Origin of the sequence: Stutzerimonas kunmingensis (assembly GCF_032106285.1) — a bacterium.
GTDB lineage: Bacteria > Pseudomonadota > Gammaproteobacteria > Pseudomonadales > Pseudomonadaceae > Stutzerimonas > Stutzerimonas kunmingensis_B.
Genome location: NZ_DAMCPO010000006.1, coordinates 49,867 through 72,019, shown reverse-complemented (window position 1 = coordinate 72,019; position 22,153 = coordinate 49,867). Strand labels below are relative to the sequence as shown.

At 62.0% G+C, this 22,153-nt stretch carries 23 protein-coding genes; 4 read left to right on the top strand and 19 right to left on the bottom strand.

The annotated features are described in order from the left end of the window. Positions 1–113: 113 nt before the first annotated feature. The 3 genes from RT582_RS06785 to selD are packed head-to-tail and all read right to left on the bottom strand — an operon-like array spanning position 114 to position 2,562. Positions 114–392 carry a hypothetical protein gene (locus RT582_RS06785; RefSeq protein ID WP_090519764.1) on the bottom strand — a complete coding sequence of 93 codons (279 nt, stop codon included), beginning with the start codon at positions 390–392 and terminating at the stop codon, positions 114–116. Positions 393–421: 29 nt separating this feature from the next. Further along, positions 422–1,528 (bottom strand): tRNA 2-selenouridine(34) synthase MnmH, encoded by a 1,107-nt coding sequence (gene mnmH, locus RT582_RS06780; RefSeq protein ID WP_313476986.1) that lies wholly within the window; start codon positions 1,526–1,528, stop codon positions 422–424. Beyond that, on the bottom strand, positions 1,528–2,562 hold the full coding sequence (gene selD, locus RT582_RS06775) for a selenide, water dikinase SelD (RefSeq protein ID WP_312144931.1): 1,035 nt from the start codon (positions 2,560–2,562) through the stop codon (positions 1,528–1,530). The genes mnmH and selD overlap by 1 nt, the downstream gene beginning before the upstream one ends. Positions 2,563–2,743: 181 nt before the next feature. On the opposite strand from selD, the gene RT582_RS06770 reads away from it, so the two are divergent. After that, the gene (locus RT582_RS06770; protein ID WP_031298529.1) at positions 2,744–3,733 is read left to right on the top strand and encodes a patatin-like phospholipase family protein; all 990 of its coding nucleotides are present in this window, start codon (positions 2,744–2,746) and stop codon (positions 3,731–3,733) included. A gap of 15 nt (positions 3,734–3,748) precedes the next feature. On the opposite strand, the gene RT582_RS06765 is transcribed toward RT582_RS06770, so the two are convergent. The 8 genes from RT582_RS06765 to RT582_RS06730 form a co-directional block, all read right to left on the bottom strand. Further along, positions 3,749–4,843, bottom strand: coding sequence for an AI-2E family transporter (locus RT582_RS06765; RefSeq protein ID WP_023447213.1), 1,095 nt, complete (start codon positions 4,841–4,843; stop codon positions 3,749–3,751). A gap of 85 nt (positions 4,844–4,928) precedes the next feature. Further along, on the bottom strand, positions 4,929–5,732 hold the full coding sequence (locus tag RT582_RS06760; RefSeq protein WP_044315418.1) for a DUF4892 domain-containing protein: 804 nt from the start codon (positions 5,730–5,732) through the stop codon (positions 4,929–4,931). Between the two features lie 234 nt (positions 5,733–5,966). After that, positions 5,967–6,824, bottom strand: a complete 858-nt coding sequence (locus RT582_RS06755) for an alpha/beta hydrolase (RefSeq protein WP_313476985.1) — start codon at positions 6,822–6,824, stop codon at positions 5,967–5,969. Next, a complete protein-coding gene (locus tag RT582_RS06750) occupies positions 6,821–7,633 on the bottom strand; it encodes an alpha/beta fold hydrolase (protein ID WP_102831610.1) in 813 nt (270 codons plus the stop codon). Before RT582_RS06750 ends, RT582_RS06755 begins: the two co-directional genes overlap by 4 nt. Positions 7,634–7,760: 127 nt before the next feature. Further along, complete coding sequence (locus tag RT582_RS06745) at positions 7,761–8,204, bottom strand: hotdog fold thioesterase (RefSeq protein ID WP_044314286.1); 444 nt, start codon at positions 8,202–8,204, stop codon at positions 7,761–7,763. A gap of 79 nt (positions 8,205–8,283) precedes the next feature. Continuing rightward, positions 8,284–8,742: a phosphohistidine phosphatase SixA gene (sixA, locus tag RT582_RS06740; RefSeq protein ID WP_313476984.1), complete on the bottom strand. Its 459-nt coding sequence runs from the start codon at positions 8,740–8,742 to the stop codon at positions 8,284–8,286. After that, positions 8,739–9,095, bottom strand: coding sequence for a DUF4389 domain-containing protein (locus RT582_RS06735; protein WP_278348175.1), 357 nt, complete (start codon positions 9,093–9,095; stop codon positions 8,739–8,741). Before RT582_RS06735 ends, sixA begins: the two co-directional genes overlap by 4 nt. 21 nt (positions 9,096–9,116) lie before the next feature. Beyond that, the gene (locus RT582_RS06730; protein WP_278348176.1) at positions 9,117–10,139 is read right to left on the bottom strand and encodes an NAD(P)H-dependent glycerol-3-phosphate dehydrogenase; all 1,023 of its coding nucleotides are present in this window, start codon (positions 10,137–10,139) and stop codon (positions 9,117–9,119) included. Positions 10,140–10,568: 429 nt separating this feature from the next. Here RT582_RS06730 and fabA point away from each other — a divergent pair, with 429 nt between their 5' ends. Continuing rightward, on the top strand, positions 10,569–11,084 hold the full coding sequence (fabA, locus tag RT582_RS06725; RefSeq protein WP_003285418.1) for a 3-hydroxyacyl-[acyl-carrier-protein] dehydratase FabA: 516 nt from the start codon (positions 10,569–10,571) through the stop codon (positions 11,082–11,084). A gap of 11 nt (positions 11,085–11,095) precedes the next feature. Further along, a complete protein-coding gene (gene fabB, locus RT582_RS06720) occupies positions 11,096–12,313 on the top strand; it encodes a beta-ketoacyl-ACP synthase I (RefSeq protein ID WP_003302431.1) in 1,218 nt (405 codons plus the stop codon). Between the two features lie 64 nt (positions 12,314–12,377). Here fabB and sstT read toward each other — a convergent pair whose 3' ends face one another. The 4 genes from sstT to RT582_RS06700 form a co-directional block, all read right to left on the bottom strand. Further along, a complete protein-coding gene (sstT, locus tag RT582_RS06715; protein ID WP_104097484.1) occupies positions 12,378–13,616 on the bottom strand; it encodes a serine/threonine transporter SstT in 1,239 nt (412 codons plus the stop codon). Positions 13,617–13,791: 175 nt separating this feature from the next. Beyond that, positions 13,792–15,417, bottom strand: a complete 1,626-nt coding sequence (locus RT582_RS06710; RefSeq protein ID WP_313476983.1) for a methyl-accepting chemotaxis protein — start codon at positions 15,415–15,417, stop codon at positions 13,792–13,794. 166 nt (positions 15,418–15,583) lie between these two features. After that, positions 15,584–16,051: a DUF3859 domain-containing protein gene (locus tag RT582_RS06705; RefSeq protein WP_014820464.1), complete on the bottom strand. Its 468-nt coding sequence runs from the start codon at positions 16,049–16,051 to the stop codon at positions 15,584–15,586. Positions 16,052–16,117: 66 nt separating this feature from the next. Next, positions 16,118–17,143: an amidohydrolase family protein gene (locus RT582_RS06700; protein WP_101275609.1), complete on the bottom strand. Its 1,026-nt coding sequence runs from the start codon at positions 17,141–17,143 to the stop codon at positions 16,118–16,120. Between the two features lie 230 nt (positions 17,144–17,373). On the opposite strand from RT582_RS06700, the gene RT582_RS06695 reads away from it, so the two are divergent. Then, a complete protein-coding gene (locus tag RT582_RS06695; protein WP_014820466.1) occupies positions 17,374–17,808 on the top strand; it encodes an OsmC family protein in 435 nt (144 codons plus the stop codon). A 61-nt stretch (positions 17,809–17,869) separates the two neighbouring features. On the opposite strand, the gene htpG is transcribed toward RT582_RS06695, so the two are convergent. From htpG to RT582_RS06675, 4 genes are all read right to left on the bottom strand, one after another. Continuing rightward, the gene (gene htpG / locus RT582_RS06690; RefSeq protein WP_313476982.1) at positions 17,870–19,774 is read right to left on the bottom strand and encodes a molecular chaperone HtpG; all 1,905 of its coding nucleotides are present in this window, start codon (positions 19,772–19,774) and stop codon (positions 17,870–17,872) included. A gap of 120 nt (positions 19,775–19,894) precedes the next feature. Then, positions 19,895–21,136, bottom strand: coding sequence for an MFS transporter (locus RT582_RS06685; protein WP_313476981.1), 1,242 nt, complete (start codon positions 21,134–21,136; stop codon positions 19,895–19,897). 65 nt (positions 21,137–21,201) lie between these two features. After that, positions 21,202–21,645 carry a PaaI family thioesterase gene (locus tag RT582_RS06680; RefSeq protein ID WP_014820469.1) on the bottom strand — a complete coding sequence of 148 codons (444 nt, stop codon included), beginning with the start codon at positions 21,643–21,645 and terminating at the stop codon, positions 21,202–21,204. After that, positions 21,642–22,103 carry a PaaI family thioesterase gene (locus tag RT582_RS06675; RefSeq protein ID WP_313476980.1) on the bottom strand — a complete coding sequence of 154 codons (462 nt, stop codon included), beginning with the start codon at positions 22,101–22,103 and terminating at the stop codon, positions 21,642–21,644. The genes RT582_RS06680 and RT582_RS06675 overlap by 4 nt, the downstream gene beginning before the upstream one ends. Positions 22,104–22,153 lie beyond the last annotated feature (50 nt).

Genomic DNA, 22,153 nt, shown 5'->3' with positions numbered 1-22,153 from the left:
AGAGATTGCTTGTGGGACTACGGGCCGCGGGCAAGCGGCAAGCGAGCCGGAAGGCTCGAAGGCAATTGCCGGCCCGTGCGCTAGCGAACGGACCAGCAACTGGAGGCGCCGGCTCAGCGTCCGGCGCGGGATTCGCGAAGGTAGAAGCGCGCCTTCTGCGCCTTCTGCGTGCAGCCGCGGAAGGCTTCGAACTGCTGCTGCGTCTTGGCGCCGGTCAGCAAGGCCATGGCCTTGGAGTAGCTGACCGTACCGGCGAAGCCTTCGGCTTCTGCCAGGCTCTGCTCCCTCCACGCCGCATTCAGCTCCGCGGCGCAGCTGTCACGATATGCCGTCTTACCAGCACAACCGGCCAGCAACAGAACCAGCAAAGGCAAAGATAGCCAGGTTTTCATCGCATGATCCCTCGTATGCCATTCAGGAATTAAGGCGCCGCTCGCGCCTGACGGTGCCGCAGATACTCGACCACGGACGGCTGGTCGCCAGCGAACTCGATACGCTCGGCCTTGCTCTCGCGCTGATAGGCGTACATGGGGTCGTAATACTCACCCAGCAGCGCCTCAATCCAGGCGCGATGCAGGTCGACAGAGCCGCTACGCGCCTGTTCCGCCAGCGCTTGATCCATCAGCAATGCCAGGCGCTGGTAACGCTCGCCGCCGAGTCGCTTGCTGATATTGACCAGACTTTGCTGCAGACGCTCGGCGAATGCAGCGAAACCGTTTTCGCCCTGCTCGGCGATGAATTCAGCGCACAGGTCGATCACGTAGTCCTTGAGAATCCGCTCGACGCGCCCTTCCAGGCTGTCCTCCAGCCAGACCAGCGGAAATTCCTGCATGCCGTTGAACAGCGGCAATGGAATCGAGCAACGCCCGACCAGACGCGCCTCGTCCTCGACAACGAACGTCTCGATGCCCGCTGCACGCATCTTCAGCAGCCGGATCGCGAGGGCGTTCTCGAAATCGATCTGCGCCGGCTGTGGTGTCGCGCGCTTGCCGAAGCTGGAGCCACGGTGATTGGCCAGGCCTTCCAGGTCCAGGCTGTTATCCAGCTGCGCCAGCACTTCGGTCTTGCCGGTACCGGTCATCCCGCCAACCAGCACGAAACCGCACTGCTCGACAGCCTGATCAATGGTGTCCAGCAAGAAATGGCGCATCGCCTTGTAGCCGCCGACGACCCGCGGGTACTCGACGCCCATCTCATCCTTCAGCCATTGCTGGACGATCTTCGAACGCAAACCACCACGGAAGCAGTACAGGTAGCCGTTCGGATGAGCCCGGGCGAAATCGGCCCAGGCCTGAAGCCGCTCCGCCTTGGTCTTGCCGGACACCAGCTGATGGCCCAGCTCGATGGCGGCTTTCTGGCCGTGCTGCTTGTAGCAGGTGCCGACCTTCTGCCGCTCGATGTCGCTCATCAGCGGCAGGTTGACCACGCCGGGAAACGCGCCCTTGTCGAATTCCACCGGCGCACGGGCATCCATCATCGGGGTGTCGTTGAGGAACAGCGCGCGAAAATCTTCGGTATCGCTGCGCATCAACGCACCTCTACCGCATGGCTGCGCGCGTCCACCAGCTGGCCGATCGGCTCCAGGGCGAGGCCGAGCTCGGCGCAAACGGCGAGGAATTCAGCTTCGCCTTCCGGCGCCACCGCGACCAGCAAGCCACCACTGGTTTGGGGGTCACAGAGCAGCTGCTTGTGGCGTTCGTCGAGCGTGCCGATGCGCTCACCGTAGCTGTCGAAATTGCGCAGGGTCCCGCCGGGCACGCAACCCTGCTCCAGGTAGTACTCGATGCCCGGTAGCCGCGGCACGCGGTCGTAGTCGATCTCGGCAGTCAGGCCGCTGCCGTCGGCCATTTCCACCAGATGGCCGAGCAGGCCGAAGCCAGTGACGTCGGTCATGGCACGAACCCCCTCGAGCTTGCCGAAACGGCTACCGGCAGCGTTCAGGGTGCACATCCAGTCGCGGGCCAGCCCGACGTCCTCGGCGCGCAGCTTGGCCTTTTTCTCGGCGGTGGTGAGGATGCCGATGCCCAGCGGCTTGGTCAGGTACAGCTGGCAGCCGGCGGTGGCAGTGTCGTTGCGCTTCATCTGGCGCTTGTTCACCAGCCCGGTGACGGCCAGGCCGAAGATCGGCTCGGGCGCATCGATCGAATGGCCGCCAGCCAGCGGAATGCCTGCGGCATCGCAGACGGCACGGCCCCCGGCAATCACTTCGCGGGCGACTTCCGGCGGCAGCACGTTGACCGGCCAGCCGAGGATCGCGATGGCCATCAGCGGATCGCCGCCCATGGCATAGATGTCGCTGATGGCATTGGTTGCGGCGATGCGGCCGAAGTCGAACGGATCGTCGACGATGGGCATGAAGAAGTCGGTGGTCGACACCACACCGCGCTCCTCGTCGATGCCGTACACCGCGGCATCATCACGCGAGGCGTTACCGACCCACAGACGCGGATCGAGGTTCTGCGCACCGCTGCCGGCAAGAATCACGTCCAGTACCTTGGGCGATATCTTGCAGCCGCAGCCGGCGCCGTGACTGTACTGGGTGAGGCGGATCGGTTCGCTCATCGGACTCTCTCGTGACACGTGCACAAACGGGCGGCGATTGTAGCAAAGGCCGCTGTAGATTCGCCGGTTGCCGCCGGATTCGGGCATGCAACGACAGGCTCGAGCGTGACGAGGTCCGATCAGCCCTTGCAGGCTTGCCGGCCAGGCACGAAGCTATCGCGAGTGCCACAGGGAGAAACGCATGAGTAAGAGAGTTGCACTGGTATTGGGATCAGGTGGCGCACGGGGCTATGCGCATATCGGCGTGATCGAGGAGCTGGAGGCACGAGGCTATGAGATCGCCTGCATTGCAGGCTGTTCAATGGGCGCGGTCGTCGGCGGCATCTATGCAGCCGGCAAGCTCGACGAGTACCGCAGCTGGATCGAAAGCCTCGATTATCTGGATCTGCTGCGCCTGGTCGACCCGAGCTTCAGTCTCGGCGCGATCCGCGGCGAAAAGGTGTTCGGCCGCATCCGCGACATGGTCGGCAAGACCCGCATCGAGGATCTGCCGATTCCGTTCACAGCGGTCGCCACCGACCTGACCAATCAGCAGGAGATCTGGTTTCAGGAAGGCAGCCTGGAACTGGCGATGCGCGCCTCCGCGGCCATCCCGAGCCTGTTCACGCCGGTCATGCAGGGCAATCGCATGCTGGTCGACGGCGGCCTGCTCAATCCCCTACCGATCGTCCCGGTGGTGTCGGCGCATTGCGACATGATCATCGCGGTCAACCTCAACGCCAACAATCACAAGCAATACCCGCTACCGGAGATCGAGCGCCCCGGCCGCTTCGACTCGCTCATGACCTCGATCAGCTCGCACATCCCGTTCTGGCGCAAGGACGAAGCCGAGCTGACCGAACAGATCGAGGATATCCGCGCAGGCGAATTGACTCGCGGTGATCAGCCACCGGCCGCACCGACCAGCCGCAGCGCGCCTCGATCGGCGGAAGGCTCGACGGTAATCGATGTGACTGGCCCGGCGTCGCTGCTGGAGCTGATCAACCAGAGCTTCGATGTCATGCAGTCTTCGCTGGCGCAGTACAAGATCGCCGGCTATCCGCCGAATGTGCTGGTCAATATTCCGAAGCGGGCCTGCCGCTTCTACGAGTTCTACAAGGCGCCGGAGCTCATAGCGCTGGGCCGCATCGTCGCCCACGACGCCCTCGTGCGCTACGAAGAGGAGCAGTGATCGGCAGGCGCCACCTCACCGCCCGGCAGGTTCCCGCCGCTCGTTCGCGAGCTGCGTCGATTCGTGCGGTGGCATCTGCGGCACCTCCTTGATCAGCCAGTCACCCAGCAGGCTATAGGCCACCGCGAGCAGTGTCGGGCCGAGGAACAGCCCCATGAAACCGAACGCGAGAATGCCGCCGAACACACCGAGCAGCACCACCACCAGCGGCAGATTGCCCCCTCGGCTGATCAGATAGGGTTTGAGCACGTTGTCCACGCCGCTGATGATGAACATCCCCCAGATGCCGAGGAAGATCGCCATACCGTAATCGCCCTGCCAGGCCAGCCAGGCAACGGCAGGGCCCCAGATCAGCGGCGGCACCATGATGAAGCTACAGGCGAAGGTCAGCAGCCCGAGCACCAGCGCTCCCGGCACCCCGGCGATGAGAAAACCGATGTAGGCCAGAATCGCCTGAGCCGCGGCAGTGCCTATCACCCCGTTGACCACGCGCTGCACCGTCCCCGCAACGAGTTCCAGATAATGATCCGCACGATCACCGATCAGCCTGTGCAACAGGCTATGGACGAATGCCGACAAGCGTGGCCCATCGCGATAGAAGAAGAACACCAGCACCAGGCTCAGCGCAAGTTCGAGCATCCCGCCGCCGATGCGCGCGCTGCGCACCAGCAGCCAGTTGGCGACCTGGCCGATGTAGGGCCGAATGCTGGCGATCAGCGCCGTGCCCTGCTCGTCCACGGTGCTCCAGAAATTCAGCAGTGCATCGCCTATCAGCGGCACCTCACCCAGCCAGGCCGGCGCCGGCGGCAGTCCCTCGACCTGCAGATCGTGCAGCAATGCGTTGGCATCGCGGATCTGGTCGGCGATGTTGAAGCCCAGCCAAACCAGCGGCACCGCCACCAGAACCATCCAGCTGAACGTGAGCAGACCGGCGGCAAGCGTGGCATTGCCATTCAGCCAACGGGTCAGCACGCGCATGACTGGCCAGCTGGCGAATGCCAGAACGGCAGCCCAGAACAACGCGGAAGCAAAGGGCGCCAGTACCCAGAGACAGGCGGCCAGTAGCCCGAGGAGCAGAATCTGCACCAGCAGGCGATCATTGTTGAGCATGTGAAATTACTCTACTGAAAAGAGCCGGCGCGTTCTGTCAGCGTGACGCGTCAGCGAAGACGGCTATTGCAGCCGTTACGCAGGATCAGCGCAATAGTCTGATGAGCAGGCCGGGTTGCTCCGAGTCATCCACTTCCAGGCGACCGCCACGAATGCGTTCGGCGATCAGCGCTTCACGCCAGGCGGCTGCGCTACGCCCGGCCAGGCTCACCCGCGTTGTGCTGTCCAGACGCATGACATTGGCCAGCAGCACGCCCCACTCGGCAGTCGGCTCATCGGCCAGATCGGGCAAACGCAGCTCCCCGGTGCTGCGCAGCTGTCGCTGCAATGTCGCCGCAGTCGGCAGCACACCAGCCAGAGGCCGGTCGGAGTGGAGTTGCTCGACGTGCAGATAAGGCCTGCCGTTGCCACGGGTAATCCCGTACAGCGCGATCAGCTCGCCTTCACCGCCTGGCATGCGTGCCAGCAGATAGGCCTGCCGCGCTTCAGGACCGTAGAGCATGGACTTGTTGAAGATAGCGTTGGCCCAGAGGCTGCTGGAACCGCACTCGCGCCCTTCGCACCAGAAAAGCAATTCGGCGCCCTGTTGCAAAAGCGTGCCGCGAGCCTCGGTAAAGGCTTCAATACCCGTGTGCGTGGCTGGCAATTGATAGGTGATCGCGGTCAGCTCGCCAGAGACGACCACCTGGGAGGCCATCCGCAGGTTGCCACTGATGCGACGTATCGAGTCCTGCGGATACACCCGCTCCTGAACCTGGGTTTGCCGGTAATCGACGATCTGCGCCTGGGCAAAACGAGGCAGGCGCTCCAGATCGGCGCTCCCGGTAACGTCAGCCGCCAGCACAGCGGCGGAGAAAAACGCCGCCGCTGCTATCCATGCACTTCGCATAACTCTCCTCAACGGGACACCTTCGACTGCTTGCAGAAGCTCAACCGGCGTATCGCGTCGCATGGACCCGATAGGCTCAGAACGTCAGCAGGCCGATGCTCGCAGGGAAACGTGGCACTGTAGCGATCAATCATTGCGCTGGCTCTGCTGGAACATTGCTTCCCAGCCTCGCCAGTTGGCAAAAGCAAGTCAAGCAAGGGTTTGCGAGAGAGTATTGCGAGCCCGCCGGATACGTCAGTCGCGTAAGAAGCTGTTGAATACCCTGGCGACCGCCTCAGCGCCAATGTCATCGTCCAGATGCAAATGATGCCCACCCACCAGGCGGCGGATATCGAACGGGAAGCTTTCGACAAGCTCGAGCAGCTCAGGCTGCATCATCAACCCCTGCTCGGCCAGCACCAGGCTGGTCGGGCAAGCGACCCGACTGACGAAGGCCAACGCATGGGCGCGGGTCAGCCGCATTGCCGAGGGAAGCATCAGGCGTGGATCGGTGCGCCAGGTGTAGCCGCCGGGCACAGGCATCAACCCGCGCTGTGCGAGCAGCTCGGCCGCCTCGCGACTGACCGCGCCGACACCTTTCATCCGCGCTTCCACAGCCTGGTCGAAACTCGCGTAGACCGGCTTGCGCTTGTCGTTCACCGCGAGTAGCGCCTCGAGGGCAAAACCAAGCTTCTGCGGCGCGCTATCCGCCTCGCCGGTGTAGGGAATCACGCCGTCGATCAATGCGAGCCGCTCGACGCGCTCGGGTAGCGCACCGGCGAGCAGCACGGAAACGATCGCGCCCATGGAGTGCCCGAGCAATGAAAAGCGCTGCCAGCCAAACTGCTCGGCGACCTGCAGCACGTCATGGGCGTAGTCCCAGATGTTGTATCCGGCCCCGATCGGACGATGATCGGAATGGCCATGACCAGGCAAATCCAGCGCCACGATGCGCAGCCCTTGCAGCCTGGGCGCCAGCCGGCTGAAGGTCGCCGCGTTATCCAGCCAGCCATGCAACGCAATCACCGGCTTGCCATCGTCGGGCCCGTAAAGATGCGCCGCCACCTCGAGATGCGGCAGGCTCAGCCGGACTTCTTCGAACAGCACGCTCATGCAGCCCCCTTGGAAAGCTCGGTAGAGCTGCCCCAGCGGCCAAGCAGTTCACGCAGCTTTTCCGCGGTCTGCTGCGGCTGTTCGAACGGAAACATGTGGCCTCCTGGCAAGCTGTGCGCTTCGCCACGCGACATCAGCCGCAGCAGATAACCATGATGCGGCAGCACGACACGACTATCGCGCCCGCGAATCATCGCCAGCGGAATCTTCAAGGCCGGCGGCCAACCGGGAGTGAGATGAGGCACGCTGCGATAGATGCTGATTTCAGTCTGCGGATCGAAACGCAGGCGCACCCCCTGCCCTACAGGCTCCAGACCATGCTCGATATAGGCTTCGAGGCATTCCGGATCAAAGCTGCTGAACAGGGCTTTGCCGGCGAAATAGGCGCGTGCCTCTTCGACACTGGCGAACTGTTCGCGCCGTCCCAGCGTGCGGCCAGCCGGCGTCAGCCGGTCGATGAAACCGAGGCGCTTGGCCGCCCAGATCACCGTCTGGTCGAACCAGGTCGGTATCGGCGAATCCAGCATGACGACCCCGTGGTACAGCTCCGGGCGCAGCAGCGCGGCGCGGTAATGCAGCATGCCACCGAACGAATGCCCTACCCCCCACACCGGCTCGTGCAATCGATCGAGCTGCTCGAACAACTCGTCGAGCAGGTTGTTCCAGTTATCGTCGACCGGAAAGCGCGGGTCGTGCCCATGGCGGTCCATGTGCGTGACCCGGTATTCCGGCGCCAGGGCGTCGAACAGCTTGCGATAGGTGGCCGAGGGAAAGCCATTGGCGTGGGCGAAGAAGATGCGTTGCGACATGGAAGGCGTTGCCGGACAGACTGAAGCCTCATTGTCTGGCAGGCCTCGGCAGGCAGCAATCGCCATAGCCCTGCCGAATGAAGGGCATTCAGGCCAATCAGCAGGCCGCAATGTCCCAGGTTTGCTGTCAGCCCGCCGAAGCACCTTTTTCCAGCGGCACGATCGCGACAGTCAAACGTGAAATGCAGCTTGGTTTGCCGTCCTCACCGCTGAGACGGATATCCCAGACATGGGTCGAACGTCCCAGGTGCACCGGCCGGCATACGCCGGTCACGCGTCCGCTGCGCAAACCGCGCAGATGGTTGGCGTTCACTTCGAGGCCAACGCAATAGAACTTGCTACTGTCGATGCAGTGATAGCTGGCCATCGAACCGAGCGTTTCAGCCAGCACTACAGAGGCACCGCCATGTAGCAGGCCGTAAGGCTGGTGAGTGCGTGCATCGACCGGCATGCTGGCGGTGATGGATGAGTCATCGAAGGTCTCGAAGCGGATGTCCAGCAATTCGGTGATGGTGTTCTTGCGGGTACTGTGAAGCTCTTCCAGGTTGGGCTGACGGTGCCAGATACTCAATGCGCATACTCCTGACGTCTATTGTTGTTCTTGATTGATGTGCCGCCGTGAGCAAAACAGCCTGGCGGACCGGTCAACCCTAACCAACGTGACGCAAGGACACCAGCCGCATCAGCCCTCCGGCAATTGCCTCACCCTCCAGCTCCGCCAGGGACGCGGTCGCCATCGGCACAGGCTCCGCATAGTTGCCGTTCATCAGCCAGCCGGCAAGATTGCCGACGAAGGGCTGGTGGGTGACCAGTAGCAGATCGCTTTCGCCGCGCAGATCGAGCTGCCGCAATGCCTCGGCAAGATCGGACTCCGGTGTCGCCCAGTCAACCGTCTCGCACTGGCCGGCGAAGCCGAGAGCCTTGCGCACCTCATCCGCAGTCTGCTGCGCGCGCTGGAACGGACTTACCAGAATCGTCTGCAGCGGCTTACCGCGAAGAAAAGTGGCGCTGCGGCGCACATCGCGGCGCCCCCCCTCAGTCAGGTTGCGCTCCGCATCGGTGCGCGCGCTGGGCTCGGCTTCGCCATGTCGTAGCAGCCAAAGCCTCATACCGTCGGACCCTGCTGGGAGTCCTTCGGCTCGGTTGGCGCAACGGGCGGAACCGGGGTGGTCAGTTCCACATCCGCAGGGCGTGGTGTGGGCCAATCCGAAAGCGGCCAGGGCTTGCGCTCGGTATTGAAGGTGGCGAAACGGCCGATCTGCGCGATGTATTGGCTGAGGCTGTCACCAAAGCCCTGCAGACTGGAGTCGGCATAGCCCTTGACCAGGCGCATCACCAGTTGCAGCACCACGACCACCAGCAGGGCCAGCTCGGCCAACTGCCAGACGAAGAAGAAGATCAGCATCCAGACGGCCCGCAGGATCAGCGATTCCCGGTCCGTTGCCTGGTTCGATTGATTCATGGAATGTCCCCTACGCTCGGCTCAGAAACCGTCGGTTGAAATGAAATCCACATCGGTCTTGGGCTCGCCCCGCATCAGTACACCGATGATCTGATCGAGCGTACGCCCCTCGAACAGGATGGCATGCAGACCCGCGACCAGCGGCATGTACACCTGCAGCTCCTCGGCCTTGCACTTGAGCACCTTGATGGTATTGACGCCTTCCGCAACCTCGCCCAGCCGGGAAACCGCCGCTTCCAGGCTAAGGCCTTCGCCCAGGGCGTAGCCCACCTGGAAATTGCGACTCTTGGGCGAGGTGCAGGTAACGATCAGATCGCCCACCCCTGCCAGCCCGAGAAAGGTCATGGGATTGGCGCCCAGTTTCACAGCGAACCGGGTCATCTCCGCCAATGCACGGGTGATCAGCATGCTGCGAGTGTTCTCACCCATGCCCAGCGCAGCGGCCATGCCCGCCATGATCGCGTAGACGTTCTTCAGCGCGCCACCCAGCTCGACGCCGAAACGATCGGAGCTGGCGTAAACGCGGAACGTACGACCGTGCAGATAATGCTGCACGCTTCGGCACAGCGCCTCGTCATGGCTCGCCACGACGGTCGCCGTCAACGCATGCTCGGCTACTTCCCGCGCCAGATTCGGTCCGGACAGCACGCCGATGCGCGCCTGGGGTGCGATCTGCTCGAGGATCTGGCTCATCAGCATGAATCCGTCAGCCTCGATGCCCTTGGTTGTACTGACCAGCATCTTGCCGCCAAGCTGCGCGGCGAACGGCTGCAGCGCCTGGCGCAGCGCGCTGGACGGCAGCGCAACGAAGATCAGCTCGCAGGCATCGAGAGTGGACGACAGATCGGTGGTCGGCTCGACCTGCACCAGGATCTCGACGCCCTTCAGGTAGCGCGGGTTCTGTCGCAGCCTTCGGATGCTTTCAGCCTGCTCCGCATCGCGCATCCAGAGCAGAACGTGGTGACCGTTCTCGGCCAACAGATTGGCGATCGCGGTCCCGAAACTGCCGCCGCCGAGTACCGCGATGGGTTGCTGTCGTGTCATGTGGAATCCGTCGTAGGCCATCCGAAATGGCAGTGCCGGGCATTATACGTTTCATCTTCACAGCGGCCAGCGCAACCGCCAAGCCCTGTTAAATCATTTGCTTACGGTCGCTGCTAACACTGATTCAGAGCCTGCCCGAGCGTTAGCAGCAGGTAATCGTCCACGCCATGCAACCGTCCCTGCAACGATTGTCTATAGAGGGCACGCTGTCGCAAGGTCCTCGTTCGTCGTTAAGGAGTGTTAAAGTAGCCGCCCGTTTCTGTCTTTGCGCCTTCAGCCGCAGGTACGGATTGAATGGCGTCGCTGTTGGCAAGCTGTGACTTTAGCCACAACGCGGCAGTCTATGACTAGTCTTGATGATCAGGCCTCGAATTCTGGCCCGGTATGTAAGCAGCAAAGCCCTTCGCAGGGGCCCATTGAGGAATACGCATGACCAAACAACACGCCTTTACTCGGGAAGACCTGCTTCGTTGCAGCCGCGGCGAACTCTTCGGTCCCGGTAATGCGCAACTGCCCGCGCCGAACATGCTGATGGTCGATCGTATCGTTCACATCAGTGAAGTGGGCGGCAAGTATGGCAAGGGCGAACTGGTCGCCGAACTGGATATCAACCCTGATCTCTGGTTCTTCGCTTGCCATTTCGAAGGCGATCCGGTCATGCCCGGCTGCCTGGGCCTGGATGCCATGTGGCAGCTGGTCGGCTTCTACCTCGGTTGGCAGGGCAACCCCGGCCGCGGCCGTGCCCTCGGCTCCGGCGAAGTGAAGTTCTTCGGTCAGGTTCTGCCGACCGCCAAGAAGGTCACCTACAACATTCACATCAAGCGCACCATCAACCGCTCGCTGATTCTCGGCATCGCCGATGGCACCGTCAGCGTTGATGGCCGCGAGATTTACAGTGCCGAAGGCTTGCGCGTCGGCCTGTTCACCTCTACCGACAGCTTTTGAAGGACATCCGCATGCGTCGCGTCGTGATCACTGGCCTGGGTATCGTTTCCTGCCTGGGCAATGACAAAGAGACCGTCTCCGGCAACCTGCGCGCCGGCCGCCCCGGCATTCGCTTCAACCAGTCCTACGCGGACATGGGGCTGCGCAGCCAGGTTTCCGGCTCCGTCAACCTGAACCTCGAAGAGCTGATCGACCGCAAGGTCCTGCGCTTCATGGGTGACGCCGCCGCCTACGCCTATCTGGCAATGGAGCAGGCCGTGAAAGATGCCGGCTTCAGCCTCGATGACATTTCCAACCCGCGCATCGGCCTGGTGGCCGGTTCCGGTGGCGCCTCGACCATCAACCAGATGGAAGCCATCGACATTCTGCGCGACAAGGGCGTCAAGCGTATCGGCCCATACCGCGTGCCGCGCACCATGAGCAGCACCGTTTCTGCCTGCCTGGCGACGCCGTTCCGTATCAAAGGCATCAACTACTCCATCGCTTCGGCCTGCGCCACCAGCGCGCACTGCATCGGCCACGCCATGGAGCAGATCCAGATGGGCAAGCAGGATGTGGTCTTCGCCGGTGGTGGTGAAGAAGAGCATTACAGCCAGAGCTGCCTGTTCGATGCCATGGGGGCGCTGTCCAGCCAGTACAACGATACCCCGGAGAAAGCCTCCCGCGCCTACGACGCCAAGCGTGACGGTTTCGTCATCGCCGGCGGCGGCGGCATGGTGGTGGTCGAAGAACTGGAGCACGCACTCAAGCGCGGCGCCAAGATCTATGCTGAAATCGTCGGCTACGGCGCCACTTCCGACGGCTACGACATGGTTGCTCCGAGTGGCGAAGGCGCCCTGCGCTGCATGCAGCAGGCAATGTCGACCGTCGATACCCCGATCGACTACCTGAACACCCACGGCACCTCCACGCCGGTCGGCGATGTGGCCGAGATCAAGGCCGTACGCAACATGTTCGGCGACAAGATCCCGACCATCAGCTCGACCAAGAGCCTGTCCGGCCACTCCCTCGGCGCCGCAGGCGTTCACGAAGCGATCTACTCGATGCTGATGATGGAAGGCAACTTCATCGCGGGCTCCGCCAACATCGACGAGCTGGATCCGGAGGTCGCCGACATGCCGATTCTTCGCGAAACCCGCGAGAACGTGCAGCTCGATACCGTGATGAGCAACAGCTTCGGCTTCGGCGGCACCAACTCCACGCTGGTGCTGCGTCGTTACAAAGGCTGAGTCTGATTTGCGACAAACAAGAACGGCGCCCTAGGGCGCCGTTTTTTGTTTCCACCTAATGCCGTCACACCCGGCGCTCGGCGCCCCCATCGATATCGCCATGGGCAATACATGAAGCGGCGGTGAACAACACATCGGTAGAGGAGTTGAGCGCGGTTTCCGCCGAGTCCTGGACGACCCCGATGATGAAGCCGACAGCCACCACCTGCATCGCTAGGTCATTGGAGATGCCAAACAGGCTGCACGCCAGCGGAATGAGCAGCAGCGAACCACCGGCGACACCCGACGCACCGCAGGCACATACCGCAGCCAGAAGGCTGAGCAGCACCGCCGTGGCGATATCCACCTCGATACCCAGAGTGTTTACCGCCGCCAGGGTGAGCACCGTGATGGTGATCGCCGCGCCGCCCATGTTGATCGTCGCCCCGAGCGGAATGGATACCGAATAGGTGTCCTTGTGCAGCCCGAGCCGCTGGCAGAGCTGCATGTTCACCGGAATGTTCGCGGCAGAACTGCGCGTGAAGAACGCCGTGATACCGCTTTCTCGCAGGCAGGCGAATACCAGCGGATACGGGTTGCGACGGATCTGCCAGAACACGATCAGCGGATTCATCACCAACGCCATGAACAGCATCGCGCCGACCAGCACCAGCAACAACCGCATGTAGCCCAGCAGCACGTCGAAGCCCGATTCGGCCAACGTGCCGGCTACCAGCCCGAATACCCCCAGCGGGGCGAAGCGGATGACCACCTTGACGATCAAGGTGACGCCATCGGAAAGGTCACTGATCAGATGCCGGGTGCTTTCTTGTGCATGACGGAAGGCGAAGCCAAGTCCGATGGCCCAGGCCAGGATGCCGATGAAGTTGCCGTCGAGCAGCGCCTGCACCGGGTTAGCCGTGATATTGAACAGCAGCGTCTGCAATACGGCCCCAACGCCCGACGGCGGCGTTACATCCGCAGCACCGCTGACCAGCGTGAGCGTGGTTGGAAATATGAAGCTCGCCAGCACGGCAACGGCCGCCGCACTCAGCGTGCCGAGCGCGTACAACAAGATGATGGGGCGGATATGGGTAGGCTGGCCGCGCTTGTGGTTGGCCAGTGAAGAGGTCACCAACACGAACACCAGAATCGGTGCTACCGCTTTGAGCGCCTGCACGAACAGATCACCGAGAAGAGCTACGGATTTTGCTGCGCCAGGCAGCAGTAGCGCAAGCAAGGCGCCAGCCACCAGGCCCGCGACGATCTGGGCAACGAGGCTGGTACGACTGATGAAGCGAATGAATCGAGGCATATCGGACATGGGCGCATCTCGCAGCTCGGCAGGTACGGCCCGAAACAGCCCGTGCCTGCCATGGAAAAACGCCGGATGGTACGCCGCTCTCCCGCCCATGCCCAGCGTTGTGCTGTCACGGGGGCACAGGAGGCTGCTGAAGCGCCTACAGACGGCGGGAAGGCGCTATTGCGGCTAGCGCATGTCACACCTGAAAGCGCGCTACCAGACCGTTCAGGTCGATGGCCAGGCGCGCCAGTTCCTGACTGGCCGCGCTCGTCTGATTGGCACCTGCCGAGGACTGCAGCGACAAGTCACGGATATTAACCAGATTCCGATCCACTTCCCGCGCGACCTGAGCCTGTTCTTCTGAGGCGCTGGCAATCACCAGGTTGCGCTCGCTGATCTGGCTGATCGCCGAGGTGATGCCATCAAGAGCTTCGCCGGCCGCCCGAGCCATTTCCAACGTGGTACGGGCACGCTCGTTGCTCGATTGCATCGCGTGCACGGCCTTGTCCGTGCCCTGATGCACGCTGCCAATCATCTGCTCGATCTCACCGGTGGACTGCTGGGTACGATGCGCCAAGGCACGTACCTCGTCGGCCACCACCGCAAAGCCGCGGCCGGCGTCGCCAGCCCGAGCCGCCTCGATCGCGGCGTTCAGCGCGAGCAGATTGGTCTGTTCGGCAATCGAGCGGATCACTTCCAGCACCTTGCTGATGTCCCGCACCTGACCAGCCAGATGCTCCACTTCTCCGGCGGTGTTGGTCACGTCGCTCGCCAGCAGATTGATCGACTCGACTGTCTGCAGCACCTGCTTGCGCCCGCGCTGTGCGGTGTCGTTGGAGTCCTGGGAGGCCTCGGAGGTAGCCACCGCGTTGCGCGCCACTTCGTCTACGGCTGCGGTCATCTCATTCACGGCGGCAGCCGCTTGTTCGATCTCGTGGTTCTGCTGGTGCAGGCCGCGGGTCGAGTCTTCGGTGACCGCGTTGAGCTCCTCGGCTGCCGAGGCAAGCTGATTGGACGAGTCGGCGATGCCCTGAATGGTCGAGCGCAGATTGGCCTGCATGGCTTTCAGTGATGTCAGCAGGCGGGCCGGCTCGTCCTTGCCCTCGACCACAAAATCGCCGGTCAGATCACCACCAGCGATACGCTCGGCTACCGAAACAGCAGTTCCCAGCGGGCCCACGACGCTGCGGGTGAACACCCAGGCCAGCGTAACGGTGATAGCGGCAGCGAACACCAGCGTCGCTACCACCCAGCTGAACGCCGTGTCGTATTGTGCGGACGCGCGGTCCGCCGCCCCGCCGGCTTCCTCGCTGTTGATGGTCAGGAGCTGGTTCAGTGACGCAGTCACGTTATCCGCGTGCCCGTTGATTTCGACGTTGATTATCGTCACGGCCTGGGCGCGCTCACCGCGGACCACATGCTCGACGACACGTTGCTGAAGCAGCAAGTACTGTTCGAAGCTCTGCTTGAAGCGTTCATACGCAGCACGTTCTTCGGCCGTAGTTACTCGCTTGGCGTAATCGGCATCACGTTGAGCCACTTCGCTGCGCATCTGGGTCAAGCGCTGGGCGGTGTCCTGCACCATCTGCGACTCTTCAGCCAGAGCCAGGCGCAGGGTATTGGCTCGAATGCGCATGACCGTGACGTTAAGTTCACTGAGCGCCATGATGCTGGGTAGCCAGTTCTCATCGACCTCCTTGCTCTCGTTGCGCATGTTGGCCATCTGGTTCAGTGCGAACAGGCCGAGGAAGAGTACGAGCAGGCCAATCAGGCCGAAACCCAGTGTTGAGCGTTTACCAATAGTGAGCGAGCGAATGGACATGGGACTACCTTCTCCATGAAAAACGGAACAACGCCACAAACCGTGACTTGCTCCGTTATCGGAAGGCCTGGCCTTTCACTTGAACTTTGACGCCAATTTTTTGCGCCGCTCGACTCCCTCCCCGACTAACGGTTCGAATGGCCATCTCGACCTAACAAGATGGCCATCACCGGACGTCGAACATCTGCTCGGCCAACTTGCGGTCCCCTTGGAACACCATTAGATGCCATCGGCCGACCACAATCTCATGGGGCTCGGTGAATTCGAATGCCATCACGTCCGTTTCGGCGCCCGATACCAGCGATTGCACGACCTCGAACTTGTCATGGCGCTTGCCATCGGGTGTCACCACACCTGGCGTCAGGTATAGCAAGGTCAGCGGCGTATCGGCTTCGCGCTTACCAGCGAGGCGATAGCGCAGGCCGAACTTGCTTCCAAGCCGCGCCGGCACCTCATTCGTCTGGCGAATGGGCTGGTCACGACGAGTCAGCACGCGCTCGCCTGGCTCGAAATCCTCTTTGACGGTTTCGAACACGCCATACTCCACGGCACCCACGACCTCGACCTGCGCCAGCGCTGCGGGCGAACTCACACCCAGTACCATGGCGACGAGCGCCCAACGAGTGAACGACATGGAACCTGCTCCTTCCTGTTTGCGAAGCAGGCAGGTTATGACGCACCGATTACAGTCTCATGACGCTCAACGTAGCTCAGCCTGACGCTTGCGGGGGAGCAGCGCGAGAAAGTTATCTCGCGCCACGCCTTGCGCTACGGAGGCTGGAAGTGCATCGAGGAAGGGAGCGAAGGCGTGCATGCCGGTCGCCAGGTTATCGAAATGGCCGACCACGTCCGAGCCGATTACGAAGCGCTTGGGATGCCGCTTCACCAGCGCGACCCACTTCGGGTCGGGACGCTTATCTTCGTCCAGCAGATAAGGTTGCAACATGGTCCAGGAAAGGTCGATGTACAGATTCGGATAGTCATCGAGCAGGCGGCTGACCGTATCGTGCAGGAATTCAAGCTTCTCCTGGTGTCGGTGCAGCTCCATGCTGGTTCCGGCATGAGCCCAGATAAAGCGCGTATGCGGATGATTGCGCAGCGGCTCCTCCAGCTCGACCAGGTAGAGCGGATTGCGCTCTCGCTTGGAGGTGATGTTGGAATGCAGCATCACCGGCAGATCGAACTCCGCCGCCAGGTGATAGACCCTGGCCAGCGCCTCGTTGTTGGCCCGCGGGGTGTCGCCCTCGGTCAACGCGGTCACGTCATCGTGTCGGGTGAATACCTCCCCCAGACCCTGCCAGAGGCCCGGGTTCAGCTCCAGCATGCGGCGGATATGCGCGTCGGCGTTCTTGTCGTTAGGGTTGAAGCCGGAAAGAAACGGATGGAAGCGCTTGCGCTGCTCCTCATCCAGATCTTCCAGCGCTGCGGCGACCAGCACGTCGGTCGCGCTGTACCAGTACACCGGCGCATCGTCGCCGGCGTAGTAGCGAGGCCGCTTGGGCTCGTTCTCGTGCCATTTCTTCGCCACCGGAATGCCGCTGATCATCACGTGATCGATGCTGCCCGCGTCCATCGCTGCCAGCAGCTTTTGCATGCCATCGGTTTCCTGGAAAAAATCCACATAGTGCAGATGCGCATCGCTGTAACGATAGTCACGCCCTTCCCCTACCGCGACGGACGACAACGTAACGAGGGCTACAACGGAAAATATTCTGAAAATGTACAAAGCTCGGTCCTCCTGACAGCCAGCGAGTAGACCGTCATGAGGGCCACCCGTTCAGCATCTCCATGCTGCGGAACACGACCAGGGGCTCAGCCGAGGCATACCCCCCACGGTATTTGACTGAAATCAACGACCATCCATCGCCATCACACTAGTCTCATGGCCACCACAACCGCGCGGCCGCTACCTCACTGCGCGCTGCTTTTCTTCCGCTTCACAAAAGGACCCATCGCATGGCAATGAAAACCATCAGCGCGCACGGAACATTGAATGCCGGAATGGCAATCGAGGTGCAATGCGGCAACCACCGCCTGATCATGGACCAGCCAAAGAGCGCGGCGGGCCAAGACCTCGGCCCGACGCCGCTGGAAGCCATTCTGGCGGCAGTGGCCGGATGTTTCGGCACCATCGGCCGCTTCATCGCTCACCAGCAGAAGATCGAACTGCGCGGCATGCGCTTCGAGATCGAAGCCGATTACGATCCCGCCGGACTGCTCGGACGCGATCCTGCTGTACGGCCGGGCTTTCAGGAATTGCGCATCAAGGTGGACATCGACGCCGATCTGGATCGGGCCGGCAAGCAGGCATTGCTGGAGCAGATCGAGCAGCGTTGCCCGGTAGCCGACAATCTCACCCACGGCACTCGCCTGGTCAGCGTCCTGCTCTGAAGCAACCCGAAACGAAAACGGCCCGTCACTTGACGGGCCGTTCGTACATCGCTGCCAGGGATCAGGCCGATAGTTCGACCAGCAATTTGTTCAGACGCTGCACGTAAGCAGCGGGATCCTTCAGGCTATCCCCCGCCGCCAGCGCAGCCTGGTCGAACAGGATGTGCGACAGATCCGCGAAGCGACCCTCGTCCGGCTCGGCATCGAGCTTTTCGATCAGCGGATGCTGCGGGTTGATCTCGAAGATCGGCTTGGACTCTGGCACCTTCTGCCCGCTTGCCTCGAGAATCTGCCGCATCTGCAGGCCCAGGTCCTGCTCGCCAATGGCGAGAATCGCCGGCGAGTCGGTCAGACGATGGGAGACGCGCACCTCGGCGACTTCATCACCCAGCGCGCCCTTCAGGCGCTCGATCAGCCCTTCCTTGGTCTTGGCGATTTCTTCCTGAGCCTTCTTGTCCTCTTCGGAATCCAGCTTGCCCAGATCCAGGTCGCCGCGCACAACATCGGCGAACTGCTTGCCGTCGAACTCGGTCAGGTAGCTCATCAGCCATTCGTCGATACGATCAGTGAGCAGCAGTACCTCGACGCCTTTCTTGCGGAAGACTTCCAGGTGCGGGCTGTTCTTGACCTGCGCGTAGCTTTCGCCAGTCAGGTAGTAAACCTTGTCCTGACCTTCCTTCATGCGCGACAGGTAATCGGTCAGCGAAACCGACTGCTCGCCCGACGCGTCGCTGGTGGAGGCAAATCGCAGCAGGCTGGCAATCTTCTCCTTGTTGGCAAAATCTTCCGCCGGACCTTCCTTGAGTACCTGGCCGAACTGCGACCAGAACTTCTTGTAGTCCTCGGGTTTGTCCTTGGCCAGCTTCTCCAACATGTCCAGCACGCGCTTGGTCAGCGCCGACTTCATCGAATCGATGACCGGATCCTTCTGCAGGATTTCGCGGGACACATTGAGCGACAGGTCATTGGAATCGACCACGCCCTTGACGAAGCGCAGGTACAGCGGCAGGAACTCGTCCGCCTGATCCATGATGAAGACGCGCTGGACGTAAAGCTTCAGGCCCTTCGGCGCCTCGCGGTGATACAAATCGAATGGCGCACGGCCGGGCACATAGAGCAGCGAGGTGTACTCGAGCTTGCCCTCGACCTTGTTGTGGCTCCAGGACAGAGGGTTGTCGAAGTCGTGAGCGACGTGCTTGTAGAACTCCTGATACTCCTCGTCCTTCACCTCGGTGCGCGGACGGGTCCAGAGGGCGCTGGCGCGGTTAACCGTCTCCCACTCCTGCTCGGCCGGCTTGTCCTTCTCCTCGCCGTGGAACTCTTTAGGCAACTCGATCGGCAGCGCGATGTGATCGGAGTACTTCTTGACGATGTTGCGCAGGCGCCAGCCATCGGCAAACTCTTCTTCGCCCTTCTTCAGGTGCAGGACGATGCGGGTGCCGCGTTCGGCCTTGTCGATGGTGGCGACTTCGAATTCGCCCTCGCCCTTCGACGACCAATGCACCCCTTCGCTGGTCGGGGTACCGGCGCGGCGGCTGTAGACGTCGACCTTGTCGGCGACGATGAACGCCGAATAGAAGCCCACACCGAACTGACCGATCAGGTGCGAATCCTTCTTCTGGTCGCCAGAGAGATTTTTCAGGAAGTCGGCAGTACCGGACTTGGCGATGGTACCCAGATGCGCGATCACGTCATCGCGGTTCATGCCGATGCCGTTGTCTTCCAGGGTGACGGTATTGGCATCCTTGTCAAAGCTGAGGCGAATCTTCAGATCAGCGCCACCCTCAAGCAGCTCCGGCTTGGCCAGCGCTTCGAAGCGCAGCTTGTCGGCGGCATCGGAGGCGTTGGAAATCAGCTCGCGAAGGAAGATTTCCTTGTTGGAATACAGCGAATGGATCATCAGATGAAGCAGCTGCTTCACTTCGGTCTGGAAGCCCAGGGTTTCTTTTTGAGTCTCCACACTCATCGTCTACAAACTCCACATCAGCGTAATGGCACGGACCGCGGTTGCGGCGATGTCTGGCAGATGGGGGCGTGGCGATGATTTTCAAGGGCAGCCGACGCGTCGCAACGCCGGCCAGTCCAGTTAAGGGTCAACGAGTTCGAGCAGCACGATCTCCCCGGGAGCCAGGTTATAGGTCGCTTCGCCTGGGCCGCTGATGACCCGCCTGATGATCAGATTGCCCTCGCTATCCAGACCAGCGAATCGCCCTTCTGCAACACCGCCGCGCTCGGTGTGCGCACGCATCAACAGGTGCTGATAGCGGTCAGGCGTGCGCAGGACCTGCTCCATCGAGAAGCGCAGTCGCCGATCCAGACTGCTCTGCGGCACCGTCGCAGCAACGGGCTCGGCCGCCTTGGTCGTCGTTACAGGTGTCTCCACCGCAGGTTCGGTCAGGGGCGGATAGTCATCGCCCCTGACGTGCCAGCCCTGCTCGTTCTTTGCCAGGGGCAGCGTGAACGCCTGCATCTCGCCATTCACCTGAGCCTGGACCTCAACCTCCAACTCTTCGGCCGGCAACGTGACGACGGGCGTCGATTGCAAAGCGACGTCCCGGCTCGCGTGACGACGCTGCAGGTAGTCCTCGATCACGAAGGCCAGGGTGTCCCGCGAATCATGGCGGCGGTCGACCTGACCGTTCAGGTAGCGCAGGCGATCGGTGTACAGCTCGATGACACCAGTGATGCTGGTGTCGAACTGTGGCGGCAGCACGAGATGGAAATCGCCACGCAGCTTGTTCGGCGCCACCGGTTGCAGATCAAGATGCAACGTGTAACCGCGATCGAGGCGTCGCGTCTCCGGCAGCTCCTGATCGGGGTTCAGCCAGGCGATTTCGACCTCAGGCAATGCGCCGATGTCGTCGGGCAGAACGTCGATGCACAACGCGCCCTCGATCGGTTCGCGCAAGCGAATCGTCACCTCCTGGCGAGCGAAGAAGCCCTTCCCCTCACGCAGATTCAATACGCCATTTATGAGCTCACCCTGTTGCGGTGCGAATCGACGTCCGTTCAATTCCCCGCGCACCCCCATGGCAAGATCCGGCTCGCCCTGGGTTGGCAGCCAACGCAGACTGAAAATCGCCTCCAGCCGCTCGGCATCGCGACTGGCCAGCAGCGACAGCCCCACGATCAGCGGAATGAAACCCAGGCAGGACAGGATCAGCGCCTTGCGCGCAACGCGCCAGTGACTGAATACGAACGCCAACGTCAATGGAGGCAGCAGGCTGCCCAGGCCCCAGAGCAAGCTCGTCGAGAATGCCAGGCTGATGAGCCAGACGGCGCCAGCAAGAATCAGCAGCAAGCCGCCGAGGATCAGAAGTGCTTCCATTCAAGTTCCTTCACGCAATCGCACAAGGTGACGCCGCACACCGCAACGCCACCCTGACGAATGCGTCAGGGCTCGTCGATCTTGAAATGGCAGCGGGCGGTGGCGATGGGCTCGGCCTGATGGGTCTGCCAGGCGGTGATCGCGACATTGGCGACCCTGCGGCCCTGGCGCCAGACCTGGCAGGCGGCAAAGGTGTCACGATAGTGACCGGCGCGTAGATAATCTATCGAGAAGTCGATGATTTTGGGCAAATGTGGCGCGCCCATGAACATCAGCAGATGCAGCATCGCCGCGTGCTCCATGAAGCCTGCGATGACCCCGCCGTGAATGGCCGGTAGCGGATTGCCGATGTTGTCCTCGTTCTGCGGCAGACGAAAAACCATTTCGTCACCGAGCCGCAGGCACTCGATGCCGATCAGCTTGGCGTACGGCACCAGTTTGATCAGCGAGTCGTAATCGTTGTTGGCGTGTGCATGCTGGACCAGCTCGTTGAGGTTGAGATCGCTCATGCGCCGCCCTCCTTACCCATGGTTGCCGGTGCAGCCTTGCCCATGCGCATGAAGGTGCCTACCACATGAGCGATCGGTTCGTTGATGTCGCGCTGATAGGCGACGCCACGAGTAAAGATGACCGTTGGGGTGACGCGGTAGCACTCGGCGAAGCCGAAGATATCGTGTCCGGCCTCGGCGGGATGCATGTAGTCGACTCGCAGATCGAGCGTCGGGCAAACTTCCAGCTCCGGCAGGGCGCAGGCCGTTGAAATGCCGCAGGTGGTGTCCATTAGCGTGGTGATCGCGCCGCCATGGACTCCACCGGTTTCCGGGTTTCCGATGATCTTCTCGCTGTATGGAAGGCGCAGGGTAAGGCCGCGGCTGTCGGCATGCTCGACTGTAAGCCCCAGCACCTGACAGTGTCGCAGAAAGGACAAGAAGCGCTGGGTGCGCTCGAGTATCTGGCTATCGCTCATTCGAATTCTCGGGGGATGCTCAAGGCGCGCATGATACCGCCTTGCCATGC

Bases quoted from the DNA above. Each gene is read 5' to 3' on its own strand.
- RT582_RS06785 (WP_090519764.1), bottom strand. From the start codon at position 392: ATGAAAACCTGGCTATCTTTGCCTTTGCTGGTTCTGTTGCTGGCCGGT.
- fabA (WP_003285418.1), top strand. From the start codon at position 10,569: ATGACCAAACAACACGCCTTTACTCGGGAAGACCTGCTTCGTTGCAGC.
- RT582_RS06675 (WP_313476980.1), bottom strand. From the start codon at position 22,103: ATGAGCGATAGCCAGATACTCGAGCGCACCCAGCGCTTCTTGTCCTTT.
- fabB (WP_003302431.1), top strand. From the start codon at position 11,096: ATGCGTCGCGTCGTGATCACTGGCCTGGGTATCGTTTCCTGCCTGGGC.
- selD (WP_312144931.1), bottom strand. From the start codon at position 2,562: ATGAGCGAACCGATCCGCCTCACCCAGTACAGTCACGGCGCCGGCTGC.
- RT582_RS06735 (WP_278348175.1), bottom strand. From the start codon at position 9,095: ATGAATCAATCGAACCAGGCAACGGACCGGGAATCGCTGATCCTGCGG.
- sixA (WP_313476984.1), bottom strand. From the start codon at position 8,742: ATGAGGCTTTGGCTGCTACGACATGGCGAAGCCGAGCCCAGCGCGCGC.
- RT582_RS06705 (WP_014820464.1), bottom strand. From the start codon at position 16,051: ATGTCGTTCACTCGTTGGGCGCTCGTCGCCATGGTACTGGGTGTGAGT.
- RT582_RS06750 (WP_102831610.1), bottom strand. From the start codon at position 7,633: ATGTCGCAACGCATCTTCTTCGCCCACGCCAATGGCTTTCCCTCGGCC.
- htpG (WP_313476982.1), bottom strand. From the start codon at position 19,774: ATGAGTGTGGAGACTCAAAAAGAAACCCTGGGCTTCCAGACCGAAGTG.
- RT582_RS06765 (WP_023447213.1), bottom strand. From the start codon at position 4,843: ATGCTCAACAATGATCGCCTGCTGGTGCAGATTCTGCTCCTCGGGCTA.
- mnmH (WP_313476986.1), bottom strand. From the start codon at position 1,528: ATGCGCAGCGATACCGAAGATTTTCGCGCGCTGTTCCTCAACGACACC.
- RT582_RS06755 (WP_313476985.1), bottom strand. From the start codon at position 6,824: ATGAGCGTGCTGTTCGAAGAAGTCCGGCTGAGCCTGCCGCATCTCGAG.
- RT582_RS06730 (WP_278348176.1), bottom strand. From the start codon at position 10,139: ATGACACGACAGCAACCCATCGCGGTACTCGGCGGCGGCAGTTTCGGG.
- RT582_RS06685 (WP_313476981.1), bottom strand. From the start codon at position 21,136: ATGGAAGCACTTCTGATCCTCGGCGGCTTGCTGCTGATTCTTGCTGGC.
- RT582_RS06770 (WP_031298529.1), top strand. From the start codon at position 2,744: ATGAGTAAGAGAGTTGCACTGGTATTGGGATCAGGTGGCGCACGGGGC.
- RT582_RS06760 (WP_044315418.1), bottom strand. From the start codon at position 5,732: ATGCGAAGTGCATGGATAGCAGCGGCGGCGTTTTTCTCCGCCGCTGTG.
- RT582_RS06695 (WP_014820466.1), top strand. From the start codon at position 17,374: ATGGCAATGAAAACCATCAGCGCGCACGGAACATTGAATGCCGGAATG.
- RT582_RS06680 (WP_014820469.1), bottom strand. From the start codon at position 21,645: ATGAGCGATCTCAACCTCAACGAGCTGGTCCAGCATGCACACGCCAAC.
- sstT (WP_104097484.1), bottom strand. From the start codon at position 13,616: ATGTCCGATATGCCTCGATTCATTCGCTTCATCAGTCGTACCAGCCTC.
- RT582_RS06710 (WP_313476983.1), bottom strand. From the start codon at position 15,417: ATGTCCATTCGCTCGCTCACTATTGGTAAACGCTCAACACTGGGTTTC.